The sequence below is a fragment of the Aquabacterium lacunae genome (assembly GCF_004310865.1).
GTDB lineage: Bacteria > Pseudomonadota > Gammaproteobacteria > Burkholderiales > Burkholderiaceae_C > Aquabacterium > Aquabacterium lacunae.
The window spans coordinates 286,930-312,386 of sequence record NZ_SIXI01000003.1; the positions used below are offsets into that span (position 1 = coordinate 286,930).

Genomic DNA, 25,457 nt, shown 5'->3' on the forward strand with positions numbered 1-25,457 from the left:
AAAGGAGGTGGTGGGCGTGCGAAAAGTCTTGAAAATCCTAATGCAATTGTATGGATGTATACAGAGTTTTAAGCGCGGTGGATCTACCATTCACCGATCATCTCTTCGCATTTCAGTAGAAACCATGACCACCCAAAAGGCTGTCCACCCCGGTGAAATCCTGCGCACCCAGTTCATGGAAAAGTACGGCCTGTCGGCCAGTGCGCTGGCGATCCGCCTGCACGTGCCGGCCCCGCGCGTGAACGACATCGTGCGCGAGCGCCGTGGCGTGAGCCCGGACTCGGCCCTGCGCCTGGCCCGTTTCTTCAAGACTTCGGCCCAATACTGGATGGACCTGCAAACGGCCTACGACCTGGCCGTGGCCGATGCCCTGGCCGGCGCACAGATCCAGAACGAGGTGCAACCCGTGGCCGACGCCAAGGTCGCCATGGCCGCCTGAGCCTGCCACCTTCCGCGTGCGGGCCATGGGCCCATGCGCTGAACGCAATAAGCCAGCCCTGTCAGGCTGGCTTTTTTCATGGGCACTCAGAACGAGATGGGCGCTGCCCATGCCCACTCACTGGAAGGCCACTTCGGCAAAGCTGCGCAGCTTGCGGCTGTGCAGCTGCTCCATGCGATTACGGCGCAGACGCTCGAGCGCGCGAAGGCCAATGCGCAGGTGCTGGTCGACCCGGTCGCGGTAGAACTGGTTGGCCATGCCCGGCAGCTTGATTTCGCCGTGCAGGGGCTTGTCGCTCACACACAGCAAGGTGCCGTAAGGCACCCGGAAACGGAAGCCATTGGCTGCGATGGTGGCGCTTTCCATGTCGAGCGCAATGGCGCGGCTCTGGCTGAAACGGCGCTCGGGCTCGCGGTGGGGCATCAGCTCCCAGTTGCGGTTGTCGGTGGTGGCCACGGTGCCCGTGCGCATGATGCCCTTGAGCTCGTAACCCGACAGCTGGGTCACGTCGGCCACGGCACCTTCGAGCGCCAGCTGGATTTCGGCCAGCGGCGGGATCGGCACCCACAGCGGCAGGTCTTCGTCGAGCACGTGGTCTTCGCGCACGTAGCCATGGGCCAGCACGTAATCACCCAGCTGCTGCGAGTTGCGCAGACCAGCGCAGTGGCCCAGCATGATCCACGCCAGCGGGCGCAGCACTGCGATGTGGTCGGTGATGGTCTTGGCGTTCGACGGCCCCACCCCGATGTTGACCATGGTCACGCCGCTGCGGTCACGGCGCACCAGGTGGTAGGCGGGCATCTGCGGCAGGCGCGGCGGCACCGCCCCCAGGGCATCGAAGGCCTCGGCCGGCACCCCGGCGCGGCGCGTGACCACATTGCCCGGCTCGATGAAGGCGATGCAGTCGTCGTCATCGTGCGGGTGGGCCGGGTCAGGGGCGCGGGCCATGATGTCGCGGCCGATCTGCACGAACTGGTCGATGTAAAACTGGTAGTTCGTGAACAGCACGAAGTTCTGGAAATGCTCGGGCGAAGTGCCGGTGTAGTGCTTGAGCCGGTGCAGCGAGTAATCGACCCGCGGTGCGGTGAACAGGGCCAGCGGGCGCGGGGCGCCAGCGCGAGCGTCGTGCGTGCCGTTGGCGATGCCGTCGTCCATGGCGGCCAGGTCGGGCAGGTCGAACACGTCGCGCATCAGCAGGCGACGCTCGGGCGTGAGGTTGCCTTCGGCGTGGTGGTTGTCGGCCAGCGAGAAGTGCAGCGGGATGGGCTCTCGGCTCAGGCCCACCTCCACGGCCACGCGGTGGTTGGCCAGCAGCAGCTCGATCTGTTCACGGTAGTAATCGGCGAACAGGTCGGGGCGGGTGATGGTGGTCTCGTAGGTGCCCGGGCCCGCCACGAACCCGTAGGGCAGGCGCGAATCGGCTCGTGCCACGGTGTCGGTGTGGATGCGCACGAAGGGGTACTTGGCGCGCACCGGCTTGTCGAAGGTTTCACCGGCCACGAAGCGGCTGAGGGCTTCGCGCAGGTAGGCGATCTGGCCGTCGTACAGGGCCTGGATGTGGTCGAAAGCGGCCTGGGCGTTGTCGAAGTGGCGGGAGACGGCCTTGGGGGCCTCAAGCGGTGTCGTGCTCATCAGGGCGCCTTGAGAAAACTCGTGGACTGCGATGGTTCATTGTGAACCTGTCGCCCCTGGCCCCTGGCGCGATGTGGTCTGTGCCCGACAGGCACTTCGGGTGATCAGCGCGCGGCCGATGCAGCGGCCGCAGTCTGCGCCCCCACGGGCTCGGTCACGAAGGCCAGCTTGCGCAACTCAGCGGCCTTGAGCAGCCCCAACACCTCGGCCACCTGGCCATAGGGCACGGCCCGGTCGGCACGCAGGTGCACTTCGGTGTCGCTGCCCTTGAGGGCCTGCAGGCGCTCGGCCAGGGCCTCTGGGGTGATCACGGTGTCGTCCAGGCGCACCGCGTTGTCGGCCGTCAGCGTGATGCGGATGGCCTTGGGGTTGGGCGGCTGCTTCTGCGTGCCCTGGGTGCTGGGCAGGTTGAGCTTCAGACCCGACGACATGAGGGGCGCGGTCAGCATGAAGATCACCAGCAACACCAGCATGACATCGATCAGCGGCGTCATGTTGATCTCGCTCATGGGGGTCTCGCCCCGCTTGCGTTCGATGCGACCGAAGGCCATGGGCAGCGGGCCTCAGTCGTCCTGGCTGGCCGGGCGGTCGGCCCCCAGCAGGGCCTCGCGCAGGTCGTGGGCAAAGCCTTCCAGGTCGGTTTCGAGCTGGTTGATGATCTTGCCGAACAGGTTGTAGGCCAGCACGGCCGGGATGGCCACGGCCAGCCCCACGGCAGTCATGATGAGGGCCTCGCCCACCGGGCCCGCCACGCGCTCGAGCGAGGCACTGCCTTCGGCGCTGATGCCAGCAATGGCGTGATAGATGCCCCACACGGTGCCGAACAGGCCGATGAAGGGCGACACAGCCCCCACCGAGGCCAGCACCACCTGGCCATACTGCAGGCGCTGCAGCACCACATGCAGGCTGTCACGCAGGCGGCGCGTGAGCTGGGCATGCGGGTGCACCTGGGCTTCCAGCGAGCCCGGCGCCGTGGTCTGACGCGCGGCCTGTACCAGCGTCTGCAGCACGCCATCACGGTCATGCGCCGCCAGGCTCTGTTCGGCCGCAGCCAGGTCGGCCGAGCGCCAGAAGGCCTGCACGCCGCCGGGCAGGTCGCGGCGCACGCGGTTGAGCAGCCAGGTCTTCCAGCCGATCAGCACCCAGCTGGCCACCGACATCAGCAGCATCAGCACAGCCACGGCCTGGATGACCGCGTCGCCTTCTGCCCAGAGTTGCTGCAGGCTGTCCATGGGGTTCAGCTCACTTCAGGCCGAGCACGTCGTCCATGCCGAACAGCCCGTGCGGCTGGTGCGACAGGAAACGCACGGCACGCAGGCTGCCCTGGGCATAGGTGGCGCGGCTGGACGACTTGTGGGTGATCTCGATGCGCTCGCCGGTGCCGGCAAACAGCACGGTGTGGTCGCCCACGATGTCGCCACCACGCACCGTGGCAAAGCCGATGGTGGACGGGTCGCGCTCGCCGGTCACGCCTTCGCGGCCGTAGATGGCGCATTCCTTGAGGTCACGGCCCAGGGTCTCGGCCACGACCTCGCCCATGCGCAGCGCGGTGCCACTGGGGGCATCGACCTTGTGGCGGTGGTGGGCTTCGATGATTTCAATGTCGAAGCCGGTGTTCAGGGCCTTGGCGGCGTGGCGCAGCAGGTTGAACACCACGTTCACGCCCACGGCCATGTTGGGGGCCATGACGATGGCGATGTCGCGGGCGGCGGCTTCGATCTCGGCCTTCTGGGCGTCAGAAAAACCCGTGGTGCCGATGACCAGCTTGATCCCGTTGTCGCGGCAGTGGCGCAGGTGCTCCATCGTGCCTTCGGGGCGGGTGAAGTCGATCAGGTACTGGGCGTTGGCCAGGCCCTTGGCCAAGTCGGATTCGATCAGCACGCCGCTGCGGTGGCCCATCCAGGCGGTGGCGTCCATGCCCACCGCGGGACTGGTGGCGATGTCGAGTGCGCCACCCAGGGTGCAGTCGTCAGTGGCCTGCACGGCTTCGATCAGCATGCGGCCCATGCGGCCGGAGGCGCCGGCAATGCCGACGCGGAGCAGTTGTTCAGTCACGGTGGGAACTCTCAGCGAATGTGTTCAGGGGCGGCCGGCTTCCAGGGGCGGGTAATCGCGGTTGGGGCCTTGCGGCACCTTGATGCGATTTTCCTGCTTGGGCGGCACGGGCAAGGCGGCGATCTGTTCGGCCGTCAGGTTGACCGGCGGTTTGCGGTCAGACGGTTTGGTGTCGATGGCGGCCACGAACTCGCGCTCGGTGGGCAGCTTGTCGGCTTCGATGCGGTCGAGCTTGTCGCCCGCAAAAAACAGGGTGACGCGGCGCTGCTGGGCCGGCACGCCCTGGCGGGCGATGGTGAACACGTAGTCCCAGCGGTCGGCGTGGAACACGTCGGTCAGCAGCGGGGTGCCCAGGATCTCGCGCACCTGCGCCTTGCCCAGGCCGGGCTGGATCTGGGCCATGACCTCTTGCGTGACCACATTGCCCTGCACGATTTCGATGCGGTAGGGCTTGATCAGGCCAAACAGGGTTTCGGCGCCCTCGCTGCTGGCGGTGCGCGTGGACGAGCACCCCGACAGGGTGGCGACCGCCAGAGCGGCCAGGCCCAGCAGGCGGGCGGAGGAAGAAGGCAGCATGCAGCCAGGTCCTTTGAAGGGAGCGTTCAGTGAAGCTTTCGATGAAGCGAACGGTGCCAGTGCATTCGGCAAGGCCTTGAACGTGTGCTGAACAAGGCTTCCCGATATCATCATGCATTCTAGCGGTGCGCCGAGTGTGGCCGCCCAGACCCAACCGCACTCCACACGCACCCATATGCCCAACATGACGCACGCCGAAGAGCTCAAGAACAGCGGCCTGAAGGCCACGCTGCCCCGCATCAAGATCCTGGAAGTGTTCCAGCAGGCCAACCAGCGCCACATGACGGCCGAAGACGTCTACAAGGTGCTGCTGGGCGAGGGCTCGGACATCGGCTTGGCCACCGTGTACCGCGTGCTGATGCAGTTCGAGCAGGCCGGCATCCTGAGCCGCAACCACTTCGAAGCCGGCAAGGCCGTGTTCGAGCTGAACGAAGGCAAGCACCACGACCACCTGGTGTGCGTGGTGTGCGGCAAGGTGGAAGAGTTTTACGACGCGGAAATCGAAGCCCGCCAGCAGGCCATCGCCAAGGAGCGGGGCTACACGCTGCAGGACCACGCGCTGTCGCTGTACGTGGTGTGCAGCAAGCCGGAATGCCAGAACAGCGCGCGGCGCTGAACCCGCACAACGCCCGAGGCTGGTCAGTCGATCGAGCCGCGCTCCATGGCGCGCTGGTGTCGCTCGATGAACTCTTTGTAGGTGTCGATGCCGCGCAGTTGCAGCACCGTGTTGCGCACGGCGGCTTCCACCAGCACGGCCAGGTTGCGACCGGCGTCCACCGCGATCACCACCTTGCGCACCTGCACGCCCATCACCTCTTCGTAGAGGGGCTCGTAAGGCAGGCGCTCGAACTCGCGCTCCATGGTCTCCTTGCGCACCAGGTGCACGATGAGCTTGAGGCGCATCTTGCGGCGCACGGCCGTCTCACCAAAGATGGCCTTGATGTCGAGCAGGCCGATGCCGCGCACTTCCAGCAGGTTCTGCAGCAGCGCCGGGCAACGCCCTTCGATGGCGGTGCGTGACACGCGGTACAGGTCGACCGCGTCGTCGGCGACCAGGCCATGGCCGCGCGAAATGAGTTCCAGACCCAGTTCGCTCTTGCCCAGACCCGATTCGCCCGTCAGCAGCACGCCCAGGCCCAGGATGTCCATGAACACGCCATGGCGGGTGATGCGCTCGGCAAAGTGCTGGGTCAGGTAGCTGCGCAGCACGTCGATCACGTGGCCGGCCGGCTCTTTCGTGACGAACAGCGGGATGCCGGCACGGCCGCACATGGCCACCAGGCGGTCAGACGGCGCCTGACCGTCGGCCACCACCACCACGGGCGGCTCCAGGGTCACGATGCGCTGGATGCGACGTTCCTGGTCTTCCGGGGTGGAGTTTTCGAAGTAAGCGTGTTCACGCACGCCCACGATCTGCACCCGGTAGGGGTGGATGTAGTTCAGGTAACCGACCAGGTCGGCCGCCGACTGGGCCGATTGCACCGCCTCTTCGTCGAAGCGACGCTCAGGGTGGGCGTGGCCGGCGATCCATTCCCACCGCAGGGCGGTGCGGTTGGCCTCGAAGAGCAGCTCGGCACTGATGACAGCAAGGTCTTTGGCGGACACTGGGCGTTCGAGGTGGGTGAGGTGGGGTCAGTTCAACGTTCAGGCCACCGACTTGAGCGGCTGCCAGCGTTCGATCAGGTCGTGCACCGTGGCGGCTTCCGGCTCGGTCTTGAGGCGCTCGCGCAGCTCGCGGTCAGACAGCAGCTCGGCGATTTCCGACAGGATCTCGAGGTGGCGCTGGGTGGCGGCCTCGGGCACCAGCAGGAAGATCAGCAGGTTGACAGGCTCGTCATCGGGCGCATCGAACGGAATGGGCTGGTCGAGACGCAGCACCGCAGCCAGGGGGTTCTTCAACCCCTTGATGCGGCCATGGGGAATGGCCACGCCATGTCCCAGACCGGTCGACCCCAGCCGCTCACGCGCGAACAGGTTGTCGGTCACCGTGGCGCGTGCGATCGCGTGGTGATTCTCGAACAACAGACCCGCGTGCTCGAACACACGCTTCTTGCTGCTCGCTTCCACACCCACCAGCACTTGGTTGGCAGGCAGGATGGATGAAAGTCTGTTGGACATGCTTCAGCAGGGACGACGGTCAGACCTTGTTCCCTGCCCCCGGGACAGATGAGGGGCGGATTATAGAAACCCGCGGCCAGCCTGGGGCGGCCCGAAGGCCCACCAGTTCAAGGGATTTTGCATGGCTTGCTGCGGCGCAGCAAGTGTGGTCGGCCACATTCATCACAAAAGCTTCACGAAACTGCCTTGCGATCATGGTGCATGCCCTGCTCCGCGAAGGTGCATGAAAAACGGCCCCGAAGGGCCGTCAACTTGGTGCCTCGCTGCGCGGGCGTCCCGCACTCAGCGCGCACAAGAAACTGCTGTGTCGTGCGGTGCTTTCCAGGTCACAGGGGCATCTCCCAGACGTTGTCGCCCTGACGTTTCAGCGGGGCGTGGTGGTGATCTTGAACCTTGGTCTTGTGACGGCAGACCTGGCGGTCGAGCTTGTCCATCAGGTTGTCGATGGCGGCGTACAAGTCTTCGTGAGCGGTCTCCACAAAAATGTCCTTGCCCTTGACGTGCAAGTTGACTTCAGCCTTCTGACGACGATCCTTTTCCTTTTGCTTTTCAACACTCAGGATGACCGTCACGTCCACCACCTGGTCAAAGTGTCGGGTGACCTTGTCGAGCTTGGTGAGCACATACTCTCGCAGCGCGGGAGTCACTTCCAGATGGTGGCCACTGATCGTCAGATTCATACCGCCTCCTTTCGAGGGCAGAGAGGTTGGAAACACCGGCTTTCTGGACTGCCTGGCGGTGTCTCATCGCCTGGGGCAATTCGTCAACCGGAAGATCAGTGTGCGCCTGTTCGGGGCACATGACAAGTCCATGACAGCAGTGTTTGCATCGATTTACGGGCCTGCGTGAAGGATCTACGATCTGAGGCTGATCAGGGTCAAACGCCCTCAAGTGGTGCAGCCTCGCGCCGACGCGACGCGCGCTGCCCCCAGGGCCCAGGCGGGCCCGCTCAGCACAGCTCCAGGGCCACGGCCGTGGCCTCTCCGCCGCCGATGCACAGTGCGGCCACCCCTTTGCGCTCTCCCCTCTGGCGCATGGCGTGGAGCAGCGTGACCAGCAGGCGCGCGCCGGTGGCCCCGATGGGGTGACCCAGCGCACAGGCACCGCCGTGCACGTTCACACGCTCGGTGTCCAGCGCCAGGGCCTGCACCGCCACCAGGGTGACCAGGGCGAAGGCTTCGTTGATCTCCCACAGCCCCACGTCATCGACCTCCCATGCCACCTCGGCCAGCAAGGCTTCGATGGCACCCACCGGCGCGGTGGTGAACTGCGCCGGCTCGCGCGCATGACTGCTGTGCGCCACCACGCGGGCCAGCGGCTTGCATCCGAGGCTGAGGGCGGTGGAATGGCGCATGAGCACGAGGGCCGCTGCACCGTCAGACAGGCTGCTGGCATTGGCCGCGGTGATGGTGCCCTGCGGCCCGAACACCGGCTTGAGCTGTGGGATGCGATCGGGCTGCACACCCCAAGGGGTTTCGTCTCGCTGCACCAGGCTCATTGCCGCCGCGCGGTCGGAGCGGGCGCGCCGCTCGCTGACCGGCACAGGCACCACCTCGGCGTCAAAGCCCCCGGCCTGCCACGCCGCCAGCGCACGCGCCGTGGACAAGGCCGCCCAGGCATCCTGCTCGCCACGGGTGAGCCCGAATTCGGTGGCCGTGAGCTCGGCCAACTGCCCCATCAGCAGGCCCTTGTGGCGGGTGTCGCAGGCTTCCTGCAAACCATCGAAATACAGGTGATCCAGCAGCTGGGCATGTCCCATGCGCACACCCTGGCGCGAAAACGGCAGCAGGTGCGGTGCCTGGCTCATCGACTCCATGCCGCCGGCCACGACCACATCGGTGGTGCCGGCCAGCAGCAGGTCATGGGCCAGCATCACGGCCTTCATGCCCGAGCCACACACTTTGCCGATGGTGGTGCATGGCACCCGCATCGGCAGACCCGCCTGCAAGGCCGCCTGCCGGGCAGGCGCCTGCCCGAGCCCGGCCGTGAGCACGCAGCCCATCAACACCTCGCCCACGTGCTGCGGGCCCAGGTCGAGCTGGGCCAGGGCCCCGCGGATGGCCGCGGCTCCCAGGGCTGGCGCCGACACGCCAGACAGCCCGCCCATGAAGGCCCCCATGGGAGTGCGGGCCGCGGCAACGATCACGATGGCGTCATGCATGGCATCGCCCCCCTTCAGGCACCGGGTTCACCGCGGGGCCATGCGCAAGGCCCCGTCGAGCCGGATGACTTCACCATTGAGGTAATCGTTGGCGAAGATGTGCAGCACCAGTGCAGCAAACTCCTGAGGCAGCCCGGTGCGCGCCGGGAACGGCACACTGGCCCCCAGGGCTGCCTGCACCTTGTCGGGCAGGCCAGCCAGCATGGGCGTCTGCATCAGGCCGGGCGCCACGGTCATGACCCGGACGCCCTGCGCCGCCAGCTCACGCGCCAGCGGCAGTGTCATGGCCACCACACCGCCTTTGGAGGCGGCATAGGCCGCCTGGCCCACCTGCCCGTCATAGGCCGCGATGGAGGCCGTGTTGACGATCACGCCGCGCTGCCCCTGCGGATCGGGTGCTTGCACCGCAAGCGCCTGAGCCATGCAAGCCAGCATCAGGAACACCCCCGTCAGGTTCACGGCCAGGGTGCGCGCAAACAACTCGGGCGGATGCAGCCCGTCGGCCCCCAGCACCTTGCGGCCCACGGCCACACCGGCGCATTGCACCAGCCCACCCAGCCCTTGCGCACAGTGCGCAGCATGGGCCTGGGCAGCCTGCACGGCCGCGGCCACGCTGCCGGCATCGGCCACATCGGTGCACTGAAAACGCACCGCAGGCCCCAGCCGATCGGCCACGGCCTCGCCCTGCACGCGGTTCACATCGGCCACCAGCACGCGGGCACCGGCAACCACCAGGGCCTCGGTCACGGCCAGCCCCAGGCCCGAGGCGCCACCGGTCACCACCACGCAGCGGTCATGCACGTCCATGTGCGCTCTCCTTGGCCCACGCATCACTCAGGGCTTTGGGGCCATCGTGCCCCGCACGGCCGCACGGCGCAAGCGCACTGCGTCACAGGTGCGCGGGTCTTGAAAGAGGCACAGGCGTTGCACGGGCCTGAGCCCGTGCCGGCACGCATGGCCGCGATCAGGCCAGCCTGAACGAAGCCACCGACTGCTGCAGGCGCGACGCCTGGTCACGCAGGCTGATGGCCGCAGCACTGGATTCTTCGACCAGCGCCGCATTCTGTTGCGTGCCCTGGTCGAGCATCGACACCGCCTCATTGACCTGGCTGATGCCCAGGCTCTGCTGTTCGCTGCCCATGGCGATCTCGCTCATGAGGCTGCTGACTTCCTTGACCTGCCCCACGAGACGGTCGATGGCTTCGGTGCTGCTGGACGCCAGTTCATAACCCTGGGCCACGGAATCGACACTTTGCTGGATCAGCGTCTTGATCTCGCGGGCGGCCTGTGTGCTGCGCTGCGCCAGGCTGCGCACCTCGGACGCCACCACCGCAAAGCCTCGGCCCTGCTCGCCCGCACGGGCCGCCTCCACTGCGGCATTCAGCGCCAGGATGTTGGTCTGGAAGGCGATGCCGTCGATCACGGCATTGATGTCGGCGATCTTGGCGCTGGCCTGGCGGATCGACTCCATGCGCTGCACCACCTGCTGGAACACTTCGCCGCTGGCCACGGCCTCCTGGGCCGCGCTGGCCGACAGGTCGCGTGAGCGGTGGGCGGTGGTGGCGGTCTGCTGCACCATGGACGACATCTGCTCCATGGACGAAGCCGTTTGCTGCAGGGACGAGGCCTGGCTTTCAGTGCGTGCACTGAGGTCCTGATTGCCCTGTGCGATCTGCGTGGCGGCCGTGGCCACCGAATCGCTGGCCACCTTGATGCTTTCGATGATGCCGCGCATGTGGGCCACCGCCTGGCCCATGGCGTTGATCATGTCGCCCACCTCGTCACGCTGCGGGCTGTGCAGGTTTCGGCTCAGGTCGCCCGCGGCCAGGGCGCAAGACACCTGCATGGCGTCTTCCACCGAATGGATCACGGAACGCGCCACCGAGTGCATCACGAACGCCCCCAGCGCGAACAGCACGGCAACGGCAGCACTCAAGGTCAGGAACTCGGCCTGCACGGCCTTGACGCGACTGGCCATGAGGGCATCGAGCACCTTCATGCCCTCATCAGACATCGCGAACTCAGAGAGGATGGCCGCGGTGAGCGTGTCGAAGTAGGCCTTGGCCTCGGGGCCTGACTCACCGCCCGAGGCTGTGATCTGGCCCACCAGCGCGATGGCCGAATCCACCTTCTCGTCGGTGGTTTTCTGGCGGGTCAGCAGTTCGGCCGGCAGTTGCCCGCCCTCAAAGTAACGGGCGGCCCGGTGCAAGGCGCTGATGGTGTCTTCCTTGAGGGCCAGCGCCCCATCGGCCAGGCTGCGCAGGGTCAGCAAGTCATCGGCCGTGGCCGTGCCTTTGCTGCGAATGGCCGTGCCCTTGGCGCGGGCCTTGCCCAGCATGTCGGTGGCCCGGGGCATGTATTGCGTCAGCGCCACGATCATGAAATAGCTGCGCGGGTCGGCATCAAGGGCCAGGCCCGACACCTCACCCACGTCCGACAGCAGGTCGATCTGCGTCTGGATCAAGGCGTTGTGCTGCTTGAAACTGTCAGGGGCCGTGAGCTGCCCACCCGCCAGTGCCTGTTCGATGGCCTGCCAGCGCTGCAGCAGTTGCTGGTGGCGCTCATTCATTTCGCGGCTGGCATGGCCTTCAATCAAGGGGCCCAAGGTGGTCAGCAATTCGTTGACCTTCTTTTGCCGCTCGGCCCGGGGCGCCTGCATGGCGGCATTGCCCGACAGCACGCCAGCACTGAGGCCCCGGTGTTCCTGTGTGTAGCGGATCACCTCCAGCAAGGGCTCAGAGGTGCGCAAACCGCTGCGTTCCGACTCCAGCAGGCGCCATTCGGCCCACGCACGCTGCAGCACCATGACGGTCGGAATGCCGACCAGAACGGCAAACAAGAGGCCGAGCAGGCCGAACTTGTGGCGGAAACGCAGGTTGGCGATCCAGTGATGCATGACAGGCTCCAGTGCCGAATGACGGGGAGCACGCCAACTGAATTCCTCCGTGCTCTGAGTGTTGTGTCAGCTATCGGCGCCTGCAGATGCAGCTTGAGCCATGACACCCACTGTGTGTCCGCCACCCGCTCTGGTGGTTGATGAATGAGGCCCGATCGTGACATCCTCACGCCCCATGCAGGGACATGAAAAAAGATCGAACCACAGGGGCATCTCGCTGCTTGACACCTTGTGTGCCATGACGATTGCCAGCGGGCTGACCGCCACGGCTGCGCCGCACCTGATGCAATGGCCTGCCGAGGCGCGCAAGGCCGTCATCACGCACACGGCAGGCGCCATGCGTTCGGCCAGCACACTGCACCACATGAAATGCGCGGTGAACCCGCAGTGCCCGCTGCAGCAAGGCAGCGCCGTGCTGACCGTGGGCGCCGTGCAGGTGCACATGCAAGACGGGCACCCGGCCGCCGGGCACGATGAAGGTCTGGCCCGTGCACTGGAGATCGATGGACTGCAGGTGGTGCAAGCGCCCCTCGAGACCCGGGTGCAGCACCCCTCCGCACCCGAGCCTGGACGGTGCGCCGCCGTGTACCGCAGCCCGCCAGCCCCAGGGCTGTCGCCCGAGGTGGTGGCCCTGACCGACGGTTGCTGAGGCGTGAGGCGCTTCGGAACGCCAGAACAGAGCGTCAGAAACCAAAAAGCCCAACAGACTGGTGTCTGCTGGGCTCAAATGGCGGAGAGGGTGGGATAGTCCGCCAAACAACAGCAACCCGTTGATTTCATTATAAATCAATGACTTGTAAACCGCTTATGTGGTAAGTGCATGTGGTAAATTCATGTGGCAAGAGTAACACTCCGCCACACAGAATCACCACGCATGGCAGCGAACATCGAACGACGCGGGAACACTTGGTTTGCCACTCTCCACGTCCCCAAGGACGTACAGCCCATCCTCGGCAAGTCCAAGTTTTTCGAGACCCTGAAGACCACGGACAAGCGGATTGCGGAGACCCGCGCCGCCCCCTTGGTGGCCCAGTGGAAGGCCCGCATTGCCGCCGCCCGGGGGCAGTCTGACCCCTACATCGACTCAGCTTTGCAATGGAAGCGAGACCACGACACCAACCCCGCCCCGGATGTGGTGCGCTCCTTCATTGAGGACGAAGCCCGGAAGGTGGCCCAAGCCAAGGGTAGCGAAGCTGGTGCAACCTTCTACGCCATAGCCACGGGGGCGCAGACCCCCATGAGCACCCTCTACACAGATTGGGCCGCACAACTCACCCTTGCCCCCAAGACCATCGACCAGATGAAGAAGGACGTAAAGGCGATGGTGGACCACTTTCGGACCATCGAGAGAGTCACCAGCGCCAGCGTTCGGGAGTGGATCAGGGACTTGATGCAGGACACCCCGACAAAGCAGGGCTACAGCGCCTCATCCATCAAGCGCATCGTTGGGTTCTGCCGGAACTTCTGGTGCTACCTCCAGGAACACGAGAAGGCCAGCCAGGACACCCAGCCGTTCATGGTGCCAGCCGCCGCCAAGAAGGCAGCAGCCAAGACCACAGGGGCCAAGGGCTGGATTCCCTTCCTTCCCGCTGAGGTGGTCAAGCTATGGCGTGAAGCAACCGCCAGGGATGACCATGAGCTTGCCGACCTGATTCACCTCGGGATGTACACGGGGGCCCGCATTGAGGAACTGTGCTCCCTGAAAGTTGAGCACTGCGACGATAGCGCCCTGCATATCGTGGACGCCAAGACCCATGCGGGCATCCGCACCGTGCCGATTCATTCCGCAATCACGGCCAAGGTCAAAGCATTGAAGGACGCGAGCAAGGATGGCTACCTGATATCGGGGCTCACCTTCAACAAGTATGACGACCGATCCAACGCCGTAGGGAAACGCTTTGGGCGCCTAAAGCAGGCCTTGGGATTCCCCGCGGGGAAGGTGTTTCACTCTATCCGTAAGACTGTGGTCACCCAGCTTGAGAACGCTGGGGTGTCTGAGAACTTGGCAGCAGACATTGTTGGTCACGAGAAGCCCCGGATCACTTACGGGCTGTACTCAGGGGGCCACGATCTGGCAACCATGCGGGAGGCCTTGGAGAAGCTGACATACCCGACCTGACCAAAATTCGGAATCTAATTAATGTATCGCCACCGAGAATCCCCCCAAGCATTCCCCACGAAAACACATTACCCCCAAGAATATCTCAGCATCATCCGCACCGAATTAATATTTACGCGCAGCGCAGACCCGCAGGGCCACCACTTATCTCAGCATCACCATCAACTGCACCACCGTGGAAGTTAACGAGGCCCGCATCTGGATCCAGCCACCCAGACGCGAGATTTACGCCTCCCGGTGCACCGCTTGCCCCTCGGTGAAAGAGAATCCCTGCAACTGCACATCGGTGCGCGAGGGCTTCGGGTGGGCTGTCATCTCCGGCCTCAAGGATTGCCGTGAGGAGGCCGAAGGGGAAGCAAAAGTTCTGGCGAAAAAATCTGCGACCTCCGTCGATCCAGATTCGCGCCCAGCTTCCCCCGTACCCCGGGGCACCGCGCCCCCCCCTTAAGACCCAACCGGTCACCAGCAGCGCCCACCCCGGCCCTCACCGGGGCGACAGAGCCAGCTAGGACTAAGGCTCACGCGCGGACACCTTGCCGTGAGGCTTGGGCACACGATCGTCCAATCCTGCGCCACATCATCTTCGGGCTTCACGTTGGCGCGGTGCTCAGGGGTGGCAGGCACCCAGCCATACACGTTGCATTGGAGGCAGTATTTTTCGGCCCGGCATTTCCACAGGGCCGAAGTTAACAGCGAGCACTCCCTCCGTTCACCGTTCCACGGCACAGCCACAGGCGTCCGGTCGGAGATGCTTCCTCAAGATGTGAGCCTCAAATATGGGGCCAGCATATTGGGTCCGCCCGAGCAAAAAGTCAGCTTTACCGCCTCCACGCTTTAAGCAGCACTTTCATCGAATTTGATTTAAGCAGAAACAGCTTAACTACGATGGACAACCAGCCCACAATTAGACAAATCGTAGGAGCCTTGGTAGTGAGGGGAGGAGTAGAGGCCCGACTCGGACGCTAGCAAGAATAACTTCACACGAAGTTGCTTACGAAGGGCTTTCTTCTCCTTATCGAGGCCACCCATATTTGCAACGATGTCACCATGCAGGTGATCATCTGGGCCTCGCGAAGTGTCGTAAATGCGCAGCCTGCAAGCAACGTCATCCACCGACAAAGCTCTGACATCCCGCGCGACCAGTCTAATCACTCCTAGATAGTGACGGTCGGGTTGCGGCTTCCGGCCATGAGCCCCTTGCCGGACTGCGTCAGCCATCGATTCACCTTTCAGGTGCACATCCACAGTTTCGCCCCCAGCATCTGCCAAGATGCGATTCACTGAGCCACCAATACTCGTGATATCAGTGAATAGCGACTCGTCGATTTGCCCGTACTCTTCGTCATTTTTTTTGACGTGTGTCGGGCAAAACACCAACCGCGCTAGCACTTCGTCGTCTTGGACTGGCCCAGGCGAGTGCTCGCCAACTTTGACATATTGACAAGATCCGTCAGGATCTTGCTGCAAAACAAAGTCAACGAAGTTTTTCGGCTCACCATCGAAGGCGCCAATCGATTCACACGCCATTTTCGTATGTTATGCGCAAGCGGCGGCGCGAAGCTCTTGCGGGAATGGATGCGATTGCACCCAAACTCCAGATCGAAGCGAGTCTTCGTTTGCAACCGTCCACGGAAAATCTCCGTCTTGATCGAAATCGATACTTGCGTAAAGCTTGTTACGACGCCAGTAAGCACCGATAGTTCCGCCGTCCAACAGCATCAACTTCGGCGCGGGTATCCCCGCCATTATCATGGCAATGAGCGCCCTTTGAGCAATGTTGGCTTGCTCTTCTGAAGGCGCCTCGGCCTCAGCCATAGACCAGTTGGCAGGAGAAGATTTGAAACGTTCAATCGCGGAAAACTGAGCGTTGAAATCCGTGGCCTTCGAATTGACGCTCAGAGGCTCCAGAATACCCAGGCTCACAAATTGCGCCAACCAGGGATCCAGAACTACTTCGCTAGAGGCTCGCTGCACATGCTTCCGCACGGAGCTCATCAGGTTATTAATTATGCCACCGCGGTAATCCTTACCTAGACTTGAATGTCTAACACTAGAGGGCACAAAGTAACTGGGACTCTCGCACGACGCGGATGCGAACTGAAGATTCACATTTCCTCCGGCACAGTTAATCCGATCTGATTGCAAACACTATCACTCAGCAAACTGTGTAGCGCTAGCTTGTTATCCAAATGAAGCCCGTCAAGGGTAGCTGAAACATCTGCGAGCTCAAAGGGCTGAGGATCTTGACCATCAATACCCACGCCCTGACTACGATGCTGGCCGTTAATCCGAACCACACTGCTGCCTACTTCGGACACAAAGTCCACGTTAAGAAGGTTGTGAACTCGCCTTCCACTTGCGGAGGCAGAAAACCAGCCTTGGTGAATGTGCCATGAACCGTTAGTTTTCCAAGCGTGGGGACTCAGCCAAGCCCCCCCTTCTCTGAACAACCTTCTCGTCGCTTCCAACGGCTCCCCTGTTTGTATACGGAAGGAGTCTTGGTACTGCAATCCAACGGCTTGAATTAGGTAACCGGCTGTCAATCCGCACTCAATCATCGGCATCAGAATATCAAGAGCCTTCGGTTTCACCTTGTCCCAGCGGTCATAGACCATGCAGTTGCACGCGATCAAGTCCGGCCGCACGCTCACCACCCAAGTTGGCTTTCCATCGTTGCCAATGTGCGCAAGTTGCAACCCTCCCTCCTCTGGCGTGCTCACAGCAGCGCCGTCATCTCCAAAGTGCAACGACACACCCCGAATCTTGTCCATGCTAGGCAAAAGGCGTTGCAAGACATCAGTGCGGCGGTAGACCTCTTCAACCTGAGCCAGCGCCTCTGGCGACATGTGACGATCCCACTCGACTGCGAGAGCCATGACCTCAATTGCGTGCTTGCCAGCAACTGGATGCACCTCGATGGTTTCAGACATGCGCGATTAATTGAGAAGGCCAACTTGTAGGTTAGGAACCATAGCACAGACAGTCTCACCAGATAGATCGGTGAAGTACTCGTGAGATGGTCATTTGCGCACCCGTACCGGAATGCGCCCCGTAAGAAAACGATGGTTTCTGACACCCAGCGCCAGCTATCCCCCAGACTGCCACAAATCTAGGGCTTGACACTTTCCAACACTCTGGAGATACTGACACCGTTTTCCAACACATCAACCGACACCATGCGAGTCTTCGGATACGGACGAGTCAGCACAGCAGACCAGACCACGGACAACCAGCGCCAGGAACTGGAGACGATGGGGCACGCCATCCAGGCACAGCGGTGGTTCTCAGACAAGATCAGCGGCAAGGTGCCCGCAAGCGAGCGCCCCGAGTTCTCCCGGATGCTTGAGCGCATGGAAGCCGGGGACATGCTGGTGGTCTCCAAGCTGGACCGCTTGGGCCGCGACATGATCGACGTGATGCAGACCCTGCGGGCCCTGACTGCCCAGGGCATCCGGGTGAAGGTGCTGGCCTTGGGTGACACCGACCTGACCAGCACAGCAGGCAAGGCCGTCGTGGGCATCCTCGCCGTGGTCGCGGAGATGGAGCGGGACATGCTGGTGGAGCGCACCCAGGCAGGGCTAGCCCGAGCTAAGGCCGAAGGCAAGCAGCTTGGCAGGCCGTCGAAGACCAGCGACACCGACCGGGACACCATCCGGGCCCGCTTGGGTGCCGGGGAGTCGGTCTCCCAGGTTGCCCGGGACTTCGGGATCAGTCGTGCCACGGTCATCAGCATCAGAGATGCAGCCACGACATGAGGAAGCCACCCTAGGCCATGCCCATGGTCACAGTTCCCGGCCTCGCTATGGGCCGTTCTGACGCCTCCCCGGGCCATGCCTGTGGGGGCGTTGTCGTTTGTGGGGGCTCGTGTCCCCGGCCATCTGTAATCGTCTGCACCGTGGCCCTCGACGATTAGGGACACCTGTTAGAGGAGGGGCGGTCCGATCCAGTAAGCAAGGCGGGCCATGCCTTGCTTACAGCCATCGGCGGAGCGAAGCCCAGGGCCGGGTTGGGTTGAGCCCGCATCGGCGCCGGGATCGACCTTCCTGGGTCATGCCGATTGACCCACCGTCTTAGAGGAAGAACCGCCCGCCGCCAGAAATTGCCCCTTCGTCTTAGAAGACCACAGCCCCGTGATCGCAAGGTCCGGGGCTTCGCCTTTTCCACGCCCACCCACCAATGAAAGAAATGAACCACACGTCACCCACCAGCCCGAACGCCTCGCATGAGGTATTGATTGAACGGGCCATCACCTTCCGCAATTCGACCTTTGGGGCCCTCAAGCACTTCATCAGGGACCACGAACGGCGCACCGGCCAGAAGCTCACGAACTCAGCCGCAGTGGATATGGCCCTGAGGTCATACCTCGCCAAGCATGTCCACCCAGACGTGATGAAGACCATGCACCAGCAGACCGCCCCGCATACCCGCGATGCCCTGCGCTACCTGCCTGAGGATGCACGGGAAGCCCCCGCCATTTACAGCCAGTACCAGAGCAGCCAACCGCCAGCAGCGCCCCGCCTGACACCCTCCCGGCCCGCGATAGGGGTCCAGGTGCGGCCCCGCGTCATCACCTCAGTGCGGCCCGTGGTCACTGGCGATACCAGCCAGGAGACCCCGAGCGATGCCCAGCAGCACGGGGCCCAAGCATGAGCACAGCACTTGAACTCAACAGCCAGATGCCCTACATGCGGTTCAACTGGTCTGAGCACGCCTCACGGGTGGACAACCTCACGTTGTCCGAACGGGGCATGTTCGATTGGATCAGGGCCACGCTGTGGAAGGTGGTGAGCTGCAAGATGCCCCGCCCGGTACTGGAGGCCCGCCTGAGGATCAAGCCAGGATCAGAGGAGGCCGCGCACCTCCAGACCCTGCTAGACCTCGGGCACCTCGCGCAGGACGCCGATGGCTGCATCTTTGATGAAGTCCAGGCCCGGGAGTTTGCGGAGGCCGTGCGCAAGGCGCAGGTCAATCGTGCGAATGGTGCCAAGGGTGGAAGACCACCAACAGCCCGGACCACACAGGCACCTACGGAGAAACAAGGGCAACAACCTGCGCCCCCTCTTGCCGACTTCTGAAACCCAGCGGTTAGCGACGGGTTACCGAACGGTTCCATTTCGCTAAGGCATTCATGATTCAAGACTCAGGATTCATGACCCACGATTCATGATGATCAATACATGAGGTGCAAGACCACCAAGGTCTGACATCCATGATCCCCCTCCCCTCGGGATCAGCAAGCGACACCGGAACGACACCAACAGAGCAACCCTAGGCCATCTCTCACGGTGACCTGTTGCCCACCTTCCGGGGCACCTCAGGTGCTGGGTCGTCATTGGGTCAGTCCATGAGCCTCATCCCCCGATGGCATCTCAAGCCACGGGCACCCATCAAGCGCCAGCGCCCAGCTTGGCACACATCCCCGGCCCTTCCACGGCCTCACCTACCAACCCCGTCTCTTTCGGTTGTCTTCCTCCTGTCCTTGCCGCATGGCTGGGTGTCATGGCCCTACGGGTGTCATGCGGGTGGAACTCGGACAGCAGGGAGACAACCCAAAGAAGAACCCATGACCAAACGAACAGGCGACAGCCTCCGCCAGACCATCAACACCGCATCCACAGCCACCATGATCACACTTGGGTTTGGCGAGAAGCAAGCAGCCCGAATCATCCGCACCCGCCAAGTGTTGCCGTTAGTCGAAGACCCCAAGGCCCCCCAGATCGACGCCCGCAAGCTATGGGAAAAGATCGGCAAGCCCCACGGACGCTTCCGCGATTGGGTCGCGCACTACATCAAACCTCTGTTGACCCGCCCAGAACCTTTTGCGGAAATTTCCGCGAAAGTCACCCAGGGCACCGGGGGCCGTCCGCGCCAGGACTACTCCCTAAGCCGTGACCTTGCCGCCCACTTGGCGATGCAAGCGAACACGCCCGAGGGTGAAGACATCCGCGCCTACTTCCTCGACATGGAGCGCCTAGCACTGCGCCTGTCTGAGCACATGGGCATCCGCGTTGACGCCATCGTTGGCACCGACAACAAGATGACGCACACGCTCATCAAGCGGGCCGCAGACCAAGCCAAAGCGGGCACCCTTCCGGGGTCATCCGTGAAGGTCGTGGCGATGGACCGTGAGCGACTGGTGAAGACCATCGTGTGCGAAGTCCTGACGGGGCACCCTCCGGCCTACTGGCGGGACACCTTCGGTAAGGGCGTGCGGGATGTCATCGACACTGACGACGCCATCCTCTACAGCCAGTGCTACGAGACAGCCCACGCCCTCATCGCTGGCGACATCGCCCAGCGGGCCACCATTGAGGCCATCCTCCGCGCCTCCTACGGGGGCAAGGTGTCGCCCGCCAAGTACGCCCACAAGGCCAGACAGCAGGCGTGACCGCCACCAGCGCCAGCAGCCCCAGCAACACCCATCCCGGCCCCGCTATGGGCCTCGGGAGGTTGTCTAGGGGGTGGCCTCAGGCCTTGCCTTGCGGCCTCTGACGGGGCCGTCCCCCAGGGGTGCTCACATCAGGTACACCCCCACGGGGCCCGAAGGGATCGCATGTGGTAACTGCATGTGGTAACTCGCCACACCCCGGAAAGCAAAAAACCCTTGCAAATCAACGACTTGCAAGGGCTTCTGCTTATTGGCGGAGAGGGTCGTTATCGATCTAGGCCCGGTTTACGCCGTTCCTCTGGTGCACAAACGTGGTTCGATAGACCGAAACTCACACGCCCAATTTCGAACCACAGAATGTCATGCTGATCGGTTACGCCAGGGTATCTACTGACGAACAAGAAACAACACTCCAGCTCGACGCACTCAAGCGTGCAGGGGTAGAGAGAGTCTTCGAAGAAAAGCGCAGCAGCGCGGCGCAACGGCCCATCCTTGGGGCATGCATCGACACCACCCGGGAGGGTGACACACTGGTCGTCTACAAGGTCGACCGCCTGGCCAGGTCGCTGCGCGAGCTGCTCACGCTGCTGGACCGGCTCAACACAAGGGGCGTGCACTTCAAGAGCTGCACCGAACCCATCGACACCAGCACCCCGGCCGGCAAGATGATGCTGCAGATCATCGGGGCCTTCGCTGAGTTCGAACGCAACATTATCCGGGAACGCACGCGGGCAGGCCTGGCAGCGGCCAGGGCGCGCGGATCGACCCTCGGCAGGGCCAGGGCACTCACACCGGCAGAAGAGGCCGCAGTGGTGCGCCAGGTGCGCAACGGCCTGGCCACGAAAGCGAGCCTGGCCAGGCAGTACGGGTGTCATGTGTCCAGCATCAAGCGAGCGCTGGCCAGGGCCGAAGCGAGCGGGTAAAAATTACCCTGCAGAAACGACAAACCCCGCCGGAGCGGGGTTTTGTCATTGGGGCATGGCGCACATGACAAACGCGGTTGTCGAGCCCACATCCTGGCCCAGCTCCAGGCGGAACCGGAAGTACCGAGAGCCGAGACACATCATTGCAGCGGGGCTCCCACCGTGCCACGGTTGCAACCACATTTCAGAGAGTGCACCAGTGGAGCGAGAGTAGGCCACCGGCATGAAATTGATGGCGCCCAGCTCCATGCCCATCTCAGCAGTCAGCCGGAGACACGAATCACCGCCAGCAGATGCCAGATGCAATGATGCGCGGGTGTACTGGTGCCAATTGGTGCCCAGGTCGACCAACACCGTCACCTGAGGACATTTCACGGGCGTGGCGGTCACCGTGCCGGTGTACCCGCTCCCGCCTTGGGTGATGGTCAGGCCGGACAATGTACCGTTTGACGCGATGGTGAAAAACCCAGCGGCCCCGGTCCCGTTGCCGGTGATTTGAGCCTTGACCCGCCCACCTGAAAATCCGTGCGCGTTGGTGCCAGCAGTCAGGGCCCACCCCGAGGCAGGCAGCGCGGCAGGCGTATCGCCCACATCAACAGAGGCACCACCACCGCCAGCTAGAACAACGTCAGCAACACGCGGCCTCAGCTCGGTGGAAATGACTCGTGGCGTCCCAGGCGGCACCTCAGCCACGACCAGAGAGTTCAAATGGATGATCGGTGCGGCCATGGTGCTCAGCGCTTGCGTTTGAAGCGGCCATTCTTGCCGCGGGGCGGGGTCTTGGCTTTACGCATGGCGCATCCCTTCGATGATGGTTTCGAGGCGGGTGATACGCGCCTCAGTGCGGAACAGCAGGGCCAGCAGGGCGCCAGTTGTCGGCACCGCCAGGCCCACCACGGACAGCAGATCCACGCTCACTGCTTGCCCTCCGGAAGCAGCACAGCGGCCAGGCCAGCGACACCGGCGATGGCCTGCGCGGCCAGGTCGACAGTGCCAGGCGGCAGACCGGCCAGCAGGGCCAGGGCCGACAGACCGGCGACGGTGGAGGGTTCACGGAGACGACGTGCGAACAGCTTGAACATGATCAGCCTTTCTTGGGGGTGAGGGAACGAATCAGGGCGCCAATGGCGGGGTTGGGTTTGACCACGGCATGCGTGACAACAGCACGCCGCGCGGCCTTGACGGATGCCGCACTGAGCATGCGGGTGGTGTTGTGGGGGATGTGAAACTTGGCCATGGGTCAGAGTCCGAAAGTGGATTTGAGGAAGGTGCCCGCGTCGCAGGCGAAAGAGGCGTCCCAGGTGCGCCCCTCTCGGAGAGCCCGCTGGCACTCGGTTTCGTTGGTGCGGGGCACACCTACGGCGGCTCCCACGGTCTGCACGGCATCGCCTGCGGCCTGGTTGGCACGCTGCAGCGCTGAGCTGGTGAAGTCGATGGCCGGGCAGTACAGCGACTGCTCCCACAGCGAGCCGCTGGCCTTGGCGGCGGCGCACTTGTCGGCATCGGTTGCGGGCATGCCGAACACAGAGCCCACGCCCACAGCCAGGCCAGCGCCCACATCACCCACCGCACCCACTGCACCCGCAGCCGCACGGGCCAGCAGGTCTTTTTTTTTGAGCAGCACCACGACCAGGACGACGGCCAGGCCAGCAGCGGCGGCGAGCTTGAGGGTGTTCGGTGCAGCGCTCATGCCATCACCCCGCCGGAGCGCTTGAACACGCTGGCCAGCGTGGCCAGGCTCTTCTCGGGCTGGGCGTAACCTGCGCCCGGCATGCTGGCCCAGATGCCCTTGACCTTGGTGATGGCCTCGGCAAAGCGGCCAGCACGCACGTCGGCCAGGGCACCGGCTTCGCGGATCAGCTCCAGCGCGGCCGCGTCCTGGCTGGCCGGGCTGAAGTCGGGCAGGCGCAGCTTCGCCTTGATGCGGTCCCAGGTGTTGACCTTGGTGGAGCCACCGCCGGGGATCGGGCTCACGGCCATGAACTGATAGGCCCCGGCCGCACTGGTCCACAGGCGACGTCCAGCGCCATCGGTGAACTGAGTGGCGATGCGCGGGTGATCGGCGAAGCCACTGAAGCGAGCACCACCGAAGCGGATGCTGTAGCCGTCAGCGGCCGAGGTGCCCTCAGCGTGACGGATGACGGCCAGGAACGCGCGTTCGTTGCCTGCGGCCGTCTTGTCGTTGGTGATTGCCTTTTGCATGTCAGAGATTCCGGTTTCGAGAGAGCCCCACGGGTCGAACCATGGGAGGTCAGGTGCGGCCGCTTCCTGCGCGGCCTGGGCGTCTTCCATGGCCTGCGCCATGAGGTAAGCGGCGACGGCCGCGACAGTGAGCGCAATGGCCAGCTGCGCGGGCTGGTTCATTCCTCAAACCATTCGAACGACACACCCAGGTCAACGGCCGCGCCCCAGTGGTGCACGGTCAGGCCATAGCCGGGCAAGATCACGATGGGCTCAGAGCTTTTCCAGTCCGCCTGCTGGCTGGCCAGGCCTGAGAAATTCCGCAGGATTTGCGGCACCGATGGCGCACGGCCCGCCCCGACGTTCTCGACGCGGGTTTGTGCAGCGGTGGACACAGCGCCGCCCGTCTTCTTGTTCTGGCCTGCGCCGATGTACGTGGACAGCTGCACCTGGCCCAGGAACGCCGAGCAGTTGAGCGGCCCCTGAGCACCGGAGGCCACAGAGCAGGCTGTGACGATCAGGTTTTTGCCAGAGCCCGCCGTGTTCCACAGCTGCGCTTGACCGAACTGGCTGGCGACAGAGCCGACGCCGCAGTAAGCAGCCAGGCCACCACCGGCCAGGCTGCGAGACTTCCCGCCGTCGATGGTCTGCACAACGCCACTCAGCTTGGCCGACGTGACGCGGCCCATGCCAATGCGCACAGAGCCCAGGCAACCAGACGAGCGAGGGACGATCTCCCAACGGCGGGCAGGCGTTGGCAGGTCCAGCTGATCGCCTGGCTCAAAGGTGCCCAGGGGAATGCCGTCGACACGCAGTTCGATGGTGGTTTCACCTGCACCATCGGATCCGGACTCATACCGGAACGAGACACCGGCGGCGTCAATTTGACGCCCCTGGCCTCGGAATGTGTACGTCTGGATCATTTGCGGCGCTTGAGGACGTAGAGCACGACCAGGCCAGCGACAGCGATGGCCACGGCGGTCTTGTTGAAGGTGTCGGCGCTGGCGGCTGCAGCGGCCTCTTGGGCCTCTACAGCGCGTTGCGCGTAGATGGAGCCCTGCGCGGTGTCGCGCAGGGCAATGTCACGGGCCACGGATGTCTGCGCCTGGGCAACAGCCCCGAGGTTGCTCACCAGCTTGTCAACGATGGCGAACGCGCCCCCATCGGTGATGTTGTTGCCCGAGCCACTGACCAGGTCACCACCGCCGGAGTCGTTGACCTGGCGGTTGTCGTTGTTCGCCGTGCTGGCCGTGCTGGACGATTTGGACGAGAAGAGCGAACCCAACAGCCCCATCAGGCCCCCTTGCGGCGCAGGGCCAGCAGAACGACAACGACAGCCAGGCCGAGCACCCAGGCGGCATCACCACCCAGGCCCAGCCCGGCCAGCAGGCCAGAGCCCGACGCGGAGCCGGAGCCAGTCGACACAGACCAGCCCGAGCCGTCGAGCTTGGCGTCACCACTGCGAGCGCTGGAGCTGGTGGAGATTTGCAGCGACGGACCGCCGCCGGCACCACCGCCACCCATGGGCACGCCCATGGCAGCCATCCCGGCTTGAACGAGAGCAGAACTCATCAGCGCCCCTTCAGCACCAGGTAGGCCACGCCACCCAGCACAATGAAGGGCAGCAGGTTGCCCAAGCGCACGGAGCCCAGCTGAGCGGCCGCACGGGTCGTTACGTCAGCTGAGTCTGCATACAGCGGCGCCTGGCGGCTCACGATCTGCGGCTGCACCTGCGCCGAGCGCTTGAGCAGCTCGACGCTGGCCAGGCCGGACAGGAACGACGTGCCAATGCCCAGCAGCGACGATTGCAGGGAGCCGGAAACCATCGGAGCCGGAGAGCCGTAAATGCCCGCCTGGGTATTCACGGCGATATCCTGCGCCGACACGTCGTCATTCAAAAAATCGTCAATCAAACTCATGTGGTTTCCTGAAAGGGGAAAATTGCCCGGGGTTTCGGAGCCCAGGCCCC

Annotated in this window: 32 protein-coding genes; 9 read left to right on the top strand and 23 right to left on the bottom strand. The window is 63.8% G+C overall.

The genetic code is table 11. The features are described 5' to 3' along the window. Nucleotides 1-124 precede the first annotated feature (124 nt). Nucleotides 125-439: a HigA family addiction module antitoxin gene (locus tag EYS42_RS08645; RefSeq protein WP_130967760.1), complete on the top strand. Its 315-nt coding sequence runs from the start codon at nucleotides 125-127 to the stop codon at nucleotides 437-439. Between the two features lie 117 nt (nucleotides 440-556). Here the strand turns inward: EYS42_RS08645 and EYS42_RS08650 are convergent, their stop codons facing one another. The 5 genes from EYS42_RS08650 to EYS42_RS08670 all read right to left on the bottom strand — a co-directional run bounded on the left by EYS42_RS08650 (nucleotide 557) and on the right by EYS42_RS08670 (nucleotide 4,702). After that, complete coding sequence (locus EYS42_RS08650; protein ID WP_130967761.1) at nucleotides 557-2,071, bottom strand: AMP nucleosidase; 1,515 nt, start codon at nucleotides 2,069-2,071, stop codon at nucleotides 557-559. Nucleotides 2,072-2,175: 104 nt separating this feature from the next. Further along, nucleotides 2,176-2,622 carry an ExbD/TolR family protein gene (locus EYS42_RS08655; RefSeq protein WP_130967762.1) on the bottom strand — a complete coding sequence of 149 codons (447 nt, stop codon included), beginning with the start codon at nucleotides 2,620-2,622 and terminating at the stop codon, nucleotides 2,176-2,178. Nucleotides 2,623-2,634: 12 nt separating this feature from the next. Further along, complete coding sequence (locus EYS42_RS08660) at nucleotides 2,635-3,303, bottom strand: MotA/TolQ/ExbB proton channel family protein (protein ID WP_130967763.1); 669 nt, start codon at nucleotides 3,301-3,303, stop codon at nucleotides 2,635-2,637. A gap of 10 nt (nucleotides 3,304-3,313) precedes the next feature. Continuing rightward, entirely contained in the window at nucleotides 3,314-4,126 is an 813-nt protein-coding gene (gene dapB / locus EYS42_RS08665; protein WP_280960178.1) for a 4-hydroxy-tetrahydrodipicolinate reductase, read from the bottom strand. Nucleotides 4,127-4,150: 24 nt separating this feature from the next. Further along, complete coding sequence (locus tag EYS42_RS08670; RefSeq protein WP_130967764.1) at nucleotides 4,151-4,702, bottom strand: outer membrane protein assembly factor BamE; 552 nt, start codon at nucleotides 4,700-4,702, stop codon at nucleotides 4,151-4,153. Nucleotides 4,703-4,886: 184 nt separating this feature from the next. Between EYS42_RS08670 and fur the strand changes: the two genes are divergently transcribed. Continuing rightward, the gene (gene fur, locus EYS42_RS08675; RefSeq protein WP_130967765.1) at nucleotides 4,887-5,318 is read left to right on the top strand and encodes a ferric iron uptake transcriptional regulator; all 432 of its coding nucleotides are present in this window, start codon (nucleotides 4,887-4,889) and stop codon (nucleotides 5,316-5,318) included. Nucleotides 5,319-5,341: 23 nt separating this feature from the next. Here fur and hprK read toward each other — a convergent pair whose 3' ends face one another. The 6 genes from hprK to EYS42_RS08705 form a co-directional block, all read right to left on the bottom strand. Then, the gene (hprK, locus tag EYS42_RS08680) at nucleotides 5,342-6,307 is read right to left on the bottom strand and encodes an HPr(Ser) kinase/phosphatase (RefSeq protein WP_130967766.1); all 966 of its coding nucleotides are present in this window, start codon (nucleotides 6,305-6,307) and stop codon (nucleotides 5,342-5,344) included. 39 nt (nucleotides 6,308-6,346) lie between these two features. Beyond that, entirely contained in the window at nucleotides 6,347-6,820 is a 474-nt protein-coding gene (gene ptsN / locus EYS42_RS08685; RefSeq protein WP_130967767.1) for a PTS IIA-like nitrogen regulatory protein PtsN, read from the bottom strand. Nucleotides 6,821-7,146: 326 nt separating this feature from the next. Next, complete coding sequence (gene hpf, locus EYS42_RS08690) at nucleotides 7,147-7,500, bottom strand: ribosome hibernation-promoting factor, HPF/YfiA family (RefSeq protein WP_130967768.1); 354 nt, start codon at nucleotides 7,498-7,500, stop codon at nucleotides 7,147-7,149. A gap of 269 nt (nucleotides 7,501-7,769) precedes the next feature. Beyond that, complete coding sequence (locus EYS42_RS08695; protein WP_130967769.1) at nucleotides 7,770-8,981, bottom strand: thiolase family protein; 1,212 nt, start codon at nucleotides 8,979-8,981, stop codon at nucleotides 7,770-7,772. Nucleotides 8,982-9,008: 27 nt separating this feature from the next. Then, nucleotides 9,009-9,788 carry an SDR family NAD(P)-dependent oxidoreductase gene (locus EYS42_RS08700; RefSeq protein WP_130967770.1) on the bottom strand — a complete coding sequence of 260 codons (780 nt, stop codon included), beginning with the start codon at nucleotides 9,786-9,788 and terminating at the stop codon, nucleotides 9,009-9,011. 157 nt (nucleotides 9,789-9,945) lie between these two features. Beyond that, on the bottom strand, nucleotides 9,946-11,877 hold the full coding sequence (locus EYS42_RS08705) for a methyl-accepting chemotaxis protein (RefSeq protein WP_130967771.1): 1,932 nt from the start codon (nucleotides 11,875-11,877) through the stop codon (nucleotides 9,946-9,948). 238 nt (nucleotides 11,878-12,115) lie between these two features. Here EYS42_RS08705 and EYS42_RS08710 point away from each other — a divergent pair, with 238 nt between their 5' ends. Together EYS42_RS08710 and EYS42_RS08715 are read left to right on the top strand one after the other, a co-directional pair. Further along, nucleotides 12,116-12,526 (top strand): hypothetical protein, encoded by a 411-nt coding sequence (locus EYS42_RS08710; protein ID WP_130967772.1) that lies wholly within the window; start codon nucleotides 12,116-12,118, stop codon nucleotides 12,524-12,526. Between the two features lie 225 nt (nucleotides 12,527-12,751). Continuing rightward, complete coding sequence (locus tag EYS42_RS08715) at nucleotides 12,752-13,996, top strand: DUF6538 domain-containing protein (RefSeq protein WP_130967773.1); 1,245 nt, start codon at nucleotides 12,752-12,754, stop codon at nucleotides 13,994-13,996. 1,536 nt (nucleotides 13,997-15,532) lie between these two features. On the opposite strand, the gene EYS42_RS08720 is transcribed toward EYS42_RS08715, so the two are convergent. Continuing rightward, complete coding sequence (locus tag EYS42_RS08720) at nucleotides 15,533-15,931, bottom strand: hypothetical protein (protein ID WP_130967774.1); 399 nt, start codon at nucleotides 15,929-15,931, stop codon at nucleotides 15,533-15,535. A 170-nt stretch (nucleotides 15,932-16,101) separates the two neighbouring features. Further along, nucleotides 16,102-16,926 carry a TIGR04255 family protein gene (locus EYS42_RS08725; protein ID WP_130967775.1) on the bottom strand — a complete coding sequence of 275 codons (825 nt, stop codon included), beginning with the start codon at nucleotides 16,924-16,926 and terminating at the stop codon, nucleotides 16,102-16,104. A gap of 186 nt (nucleotides 16,927-17,112) precedes the next feature. On the opposite strand from EYS42_RS08725, the gene EYS42_RS08730 reads away from it, so the two are divergent. The 5 genes from EYS42_RS08730 (at nucleotide 17,113) to EYS42_RS08750 (ending at nucleotide 21,307) form a co-directional block, all read left to right on the top strand. Then, the gene (locus EYS42_RS08730; protein ID WP_342635516.1) at nucleotides 17,113-17,751 is read left to right on the top strand and encodes a recombinase family protein; all 639 of its coding nucleotides are present in this window, start codon (nucleotides 17,113-17,115) and stop codon (nucleotides 17,749-17,751) included. Between the two features lie 430 nt (nucleotides 17,752-18,181). Beyond that, complete coding sequence (locus tag EYS42_RS08735) at nucleotides 18,182-18,646, top strand: hypothetical protein (RefSeq protein WP_130967776.1); 465 nt, start codon at nucleotides 18,182-18,184, stop codon at nucleotides 18,644-18,646. Then, on the top strand, nucleotides 18,643-19,071 hold the full coding sequence (locus tag EYS42_RS08740) for a hypothetical protein (protein WP_130967777.1): 429 nt from the start codon (nucleotides 18,643-18,645) through the stop codon (nucleotides 19,069-19,071). The genes EYS42_RS08735 and EYS42_RS08740 overlap by 4 nt, the downstream gene beginning before the upstream one ends. Before the next feature lie 488 nt (nucleotides 19,072-19,559). Then, a complete protein-coding gene (locus EYS42_RS08745; protein WP_165456689.1) occupies nucleotides 19,560-20,384 on the top strand; it encodes an antA/AntB antirepressor family protein in 825 nt (274 codons plus the stop codon). 362 nt (nucleotides 20,385-20,746) lie between these two features. Next, on the top strand, nucleotides 20,747-21,307 hold the full coding sequence (locus EYS42_RS08750) for a recombinase family protein (RefSeq protein ID WP_130967779.1): 561 nt from the start codon (nucleotides 20,747-20,749) through the stop codon (nucleotides 21,305-21,307). A gap of 45 nt (nucleotides 21,308-21,352) precedes the next feature. Here EYS42_RS08750 and EYS42_RS08755 read toward each other — a convergent pair whose 3' ends face one another. Genes EYS42_RS08755 through EYS42_RS08785 form a run of 10 tightly spaced genes read right to left on the bottom strand, consistent with a single transcriptional unit; the run spans nucleotide 21,353 to nucleotide 25,407 of the window. Then, the gene (locus EYS42_RS08755; RefSeq protein WP_130967780.1) at nucleotides 21,353-22,036 is read right to left on the bottom strand and encodes a hypothetical protein; all 684 of its coding nucleotides are present in this window, start codon (nucleotides 22,034-22,036) and stop codon (nucleotides 21,353-21,355) included. Between the two features lie 57 nt (nucleotides 22,037-22,093). After that, the gene (locus EYS42_RS17430; protein WP_280960179.1) at nucleotides 22,094-22,219 is read right to left on the bottom strand and encodes a hypothetical protein; all 126 of its coding nucleotides are present in this window, start codon (nucleotides 22,217-22,219) and stop codon (nucleotides 22,094-22,096) included. Between the two features lie 2 nt (nucleotides 22,220-22,221). Continuing rightward, a complete protein-coding gene (locus tag EYS42_RS17050; protein ID WP_165456690.1) occupies nucleotides 22,222-22,389 on the bottom strand; it encodes a hypothetical protein in 168 nt (55 codons plus the stop codon). A gap of 2 nt (nucleotides 22,390-22,391) precedes the next feature. Then, the gene (locus EYS42_RS17055; RefSeq protein WP_165456691.1) at nucleotides 22,392-22,544 is read right to left on the bottom strand and encodes a hypothetical protein; all 153 of its coding nucleotides are present in this window, start codon (nucleotides 22,542-22,544) and stop codon (nucleotides 22,392-22,394) included. A gap of 3 nt (nucleotides 22,545-22,547) precedes the next feature. After that, complete coding sequence (locus EYS42_RS08760; protein WP_130967781.1) at nucleotides 22,548-22,997, bottom strand: hypothetical protein; 450 nt, start codon at nucleotides 22,995-22,997, stop codon at nucleotides 22,548-22,550. Continuing rightward, entirely contained in the window at nucleotides 22,994-23,671 is a 678-nt protein-coding gene (locus EYS42_RS08765) for a glycoside hydrolase family 24 protein (RefSeq protein WP_245503570.1), read from the bottom strand. The genes EYS42_RS08760 and EYS42_RS08765 overlap by 4 nt, the downstream gene beginning before the upstream one ends. Continuing rightward, a complete protein-coding gene (locus tag EYS42_RS08770; protein ID WP_130967782.1) occupies nucleotides 23,668-24,411 on the bottom strand; it encodes a hypothetical protein in 744 nt (247 codons plus the stop codon). The genes EYS42_RS08765 and EYS42_RS08770 overlap by 4 nt, the downstream gene beginning before the upstream one ends. Beyond that, a complete protein-coding gene (locus EYS42_RS08775) occupies nucleotides 24,408-24,782 on the bottom strand; it encodes a hypothetical protein (RefSeq protein WP_130967783.1) in 375 nt (124 codons plus the stop codon). Before EYS42_RS08775 ends, EYS42_RS08770 begins: the two co-directional genes overlap by 4 nt. Next, on the bottom strand, nucleotides 24,782-25,060 hold the full coding sequence (locus EYS42_RS08780) for a hypothetical protein (RefSeq protein WP_130967784.1): 279 nt from the start codon (nucleotides 25,058-25,060) through the stop codon (nucleotides 24,782-24,784). The genes EYS42_RS08775 and EYS42_RS08780 overlap by 1 nt, the downstream gene beginning before the upstream one ends. Then, a complete protein-coding gene (locus EYS42_RS08785) occupies nucleotides 25,060-25,407 on the bottom strand; it encodes a hypothetical protein (protein WP_130967785.1) in 348 nt (115 codons plus the stop codon). Before EYS42_RS08785 ends, EYS42_RS08780 begins: the two co-directional genes overlap by 1 nt. Nucleotides 25,408-25,457: the final 50 nt, after the last annotated feature.

Coding starts and splice junctions, on each gene's coding strand:
- EYS42_RS08715 (WP_130967773.1), top strand. CDS start 12,752: ATGGCAGCGAACATCGAACGACGCGGGAACACTTGGTTTGCCACTCTC.
- EYS42_RS08650 (WP_130967761.1), bottom strand. CDS start 2,071: ATGAGCACGACACCGCTTGAGGCCCCCAAGGCCGTCTCCCGCCACTTC.
- hpf (WP_130967768.1), bottom strand. CDS start 7,500: ATGAATCTGACGATCAGTGGCCACCATCTGGAAGTGACTCCCGCGCTG.
- EYS42_RS08705 (WP_130967771.1), bottom strand. CDS start 11,877: ATGCATCACTGGATCGCCAACCTGCGTTTCCGCCACAAGTTCGGCCTG.
- EYS42_RS08655 (WP_130967762.1), bottom strand. CDS start 2,622: ATGGCCTTCGGTCGCATCGAACGCAAGCGGGGCGAGACCCCCATGAGC.
- EYS42_RS08775 (WP_130967783.1), bottom strand. CDS start 24,782: ATGGGGCTGTTGGGTTCGCTCTTCTCGTCCAAATCGTCCAGCACGGCC.
- EYS42_RS08750 (WP_130967779.1), top strand. CDS start 20,747: ATGCTGATCGGTTACGCCAGGGTATCTACTGACGAACAAGAAACAACA.
- EYS42_RS08670 (WP_130967764.1), bottom strand. CDS start 4,702: ATGCTGCCTTCTTCCTCCGCCCGCCTGCTGGGCCTGGCCGCTCTGGCG.
- EYS42_RS08700 (WP_130967770.1), bottom strand. CDS start 9,788: ATGGACGTGCATGACCGCTGCGTGGTGGTGACCGGTGGCGCCTCGGGC.
- EYS42_RS08765 (WP_245503570.1), bottom strand. CDS start 23,671: ATGAACCAGCCCGCGCAGCTGGCCATTGCGCTCACTGTCGCGGCCGTC.
- EYS42_RS08770 (WP_130967782.1), bottom strand. CDS start 24,411: ATGATCCAGACGTACACATTCCGAGGCCAGGGGCGTCAAATTGACGCC.
- EYS42_RS08755 (WP_130967780.1), bottom strand. CDS start 22,036: ATGGCCGCACCGATCATCCATTTGAACTCTCTGGTCGTGGCTGAGGTG.
- EYS42_RS17050 (WP_165456690.1), bottom strand. CDS start 22,389: ATGTTCAAGCTGTTCGCACGTCGTCTCCGTGAACCCTCCACCGTCGCC.
- EYS42_RS08725 (WP_130967775.1), bottom strand. CDS start 16,926: ATGTCTGAAACCATCGAGGTGCATCCAGTTGCTGGCAAGCACGCAATT.
- EYS42_RS17055 (WP_165456691.1), bottom strand. CDS start 22,544: ATGGCCAAGTTTCACATCCCCCACAACACCACCCGCATGCTCAGTGCG.
- EYS42_RS08745 (WP_165456689.1), top strand. CDS start 19,560: ATGACCAAACGAACAGGCGACAGCCTCCGCCAGACCATCAACACCGCA.
- EYS42_RS08660 (WP_130967763.1), bottom strand. CDS start 3,303: ATGGACAGCCTGCAGCAACTCTGGGCAGAAGGCGACGCGGTCATCCAG.
- EYS42_RS08735 (WP_130967776.1), top strand. CDS start 18,182: ATGAACCACACGTCACCCACCAGCCCGAACGCCTCGCATGAGGTATTG.
- fur (WP_130967765.1), top strand. CDS start 4,887: ATGACGCACGCCGAAGAGCTCAAGAACAGCGGCCTGAAGGCCACGCTG.
- ptsN (WP_130967767.1), bottom strand. CDS start 6,820: ATGTCCAACAGACTTTCATCCATCCTGCCTGCCAACCAAGTGCTGGTG.
- EYS42_RS08740 (WP_130967777.1), top strand. CDS start 18,643: ATGAGCACAGCACTTGAACTCAACAGCCAGATGCCCTACATGCGGTTC.
- EYS42_RS08645 (WP_130967760.1), top strand. CDS start 125: ATGACCACCCAAAAGGCTGTCCACCCCGGTGAAATCCTGCGCACCCAG.
- EYS42_RS08785 (WP_130967785.1), bottom strand. CDS start 25,407: ATGAGTTTGATTGACGATTTTTTGAATGACGACGTGTCGGCGCAGGAT.
- EYS42_RS08695 (WP_130967769.1), bottom strand. CDS start 8,981: ATGCATGACGCCATCGTGATCGTTGCCGCGGCCCGCACTCCCATGGGG.
- EYS42_RS08760 (WP_130967781.1), bottom strand. CDS start 22,997: ATGAGCGCTGCACCGAACACCCTCAAGCTCGCCGCCGCTGCTGGCCTG.
- EYS42_RS08780 (WP_130967784.1), bottom strand. CDS start 25,060: ATGAGTTCTGCTCTCGTTCAAGCCGGGATGGCTGCCATGGGCGTGCCC.
- EYS42_RS08710 (WP_130967772.1), top strand. CDS start 12,116: ATGACGATTGCCAGCGGGCTGACCGCCACGGCTGCGCCGCACCTGATG.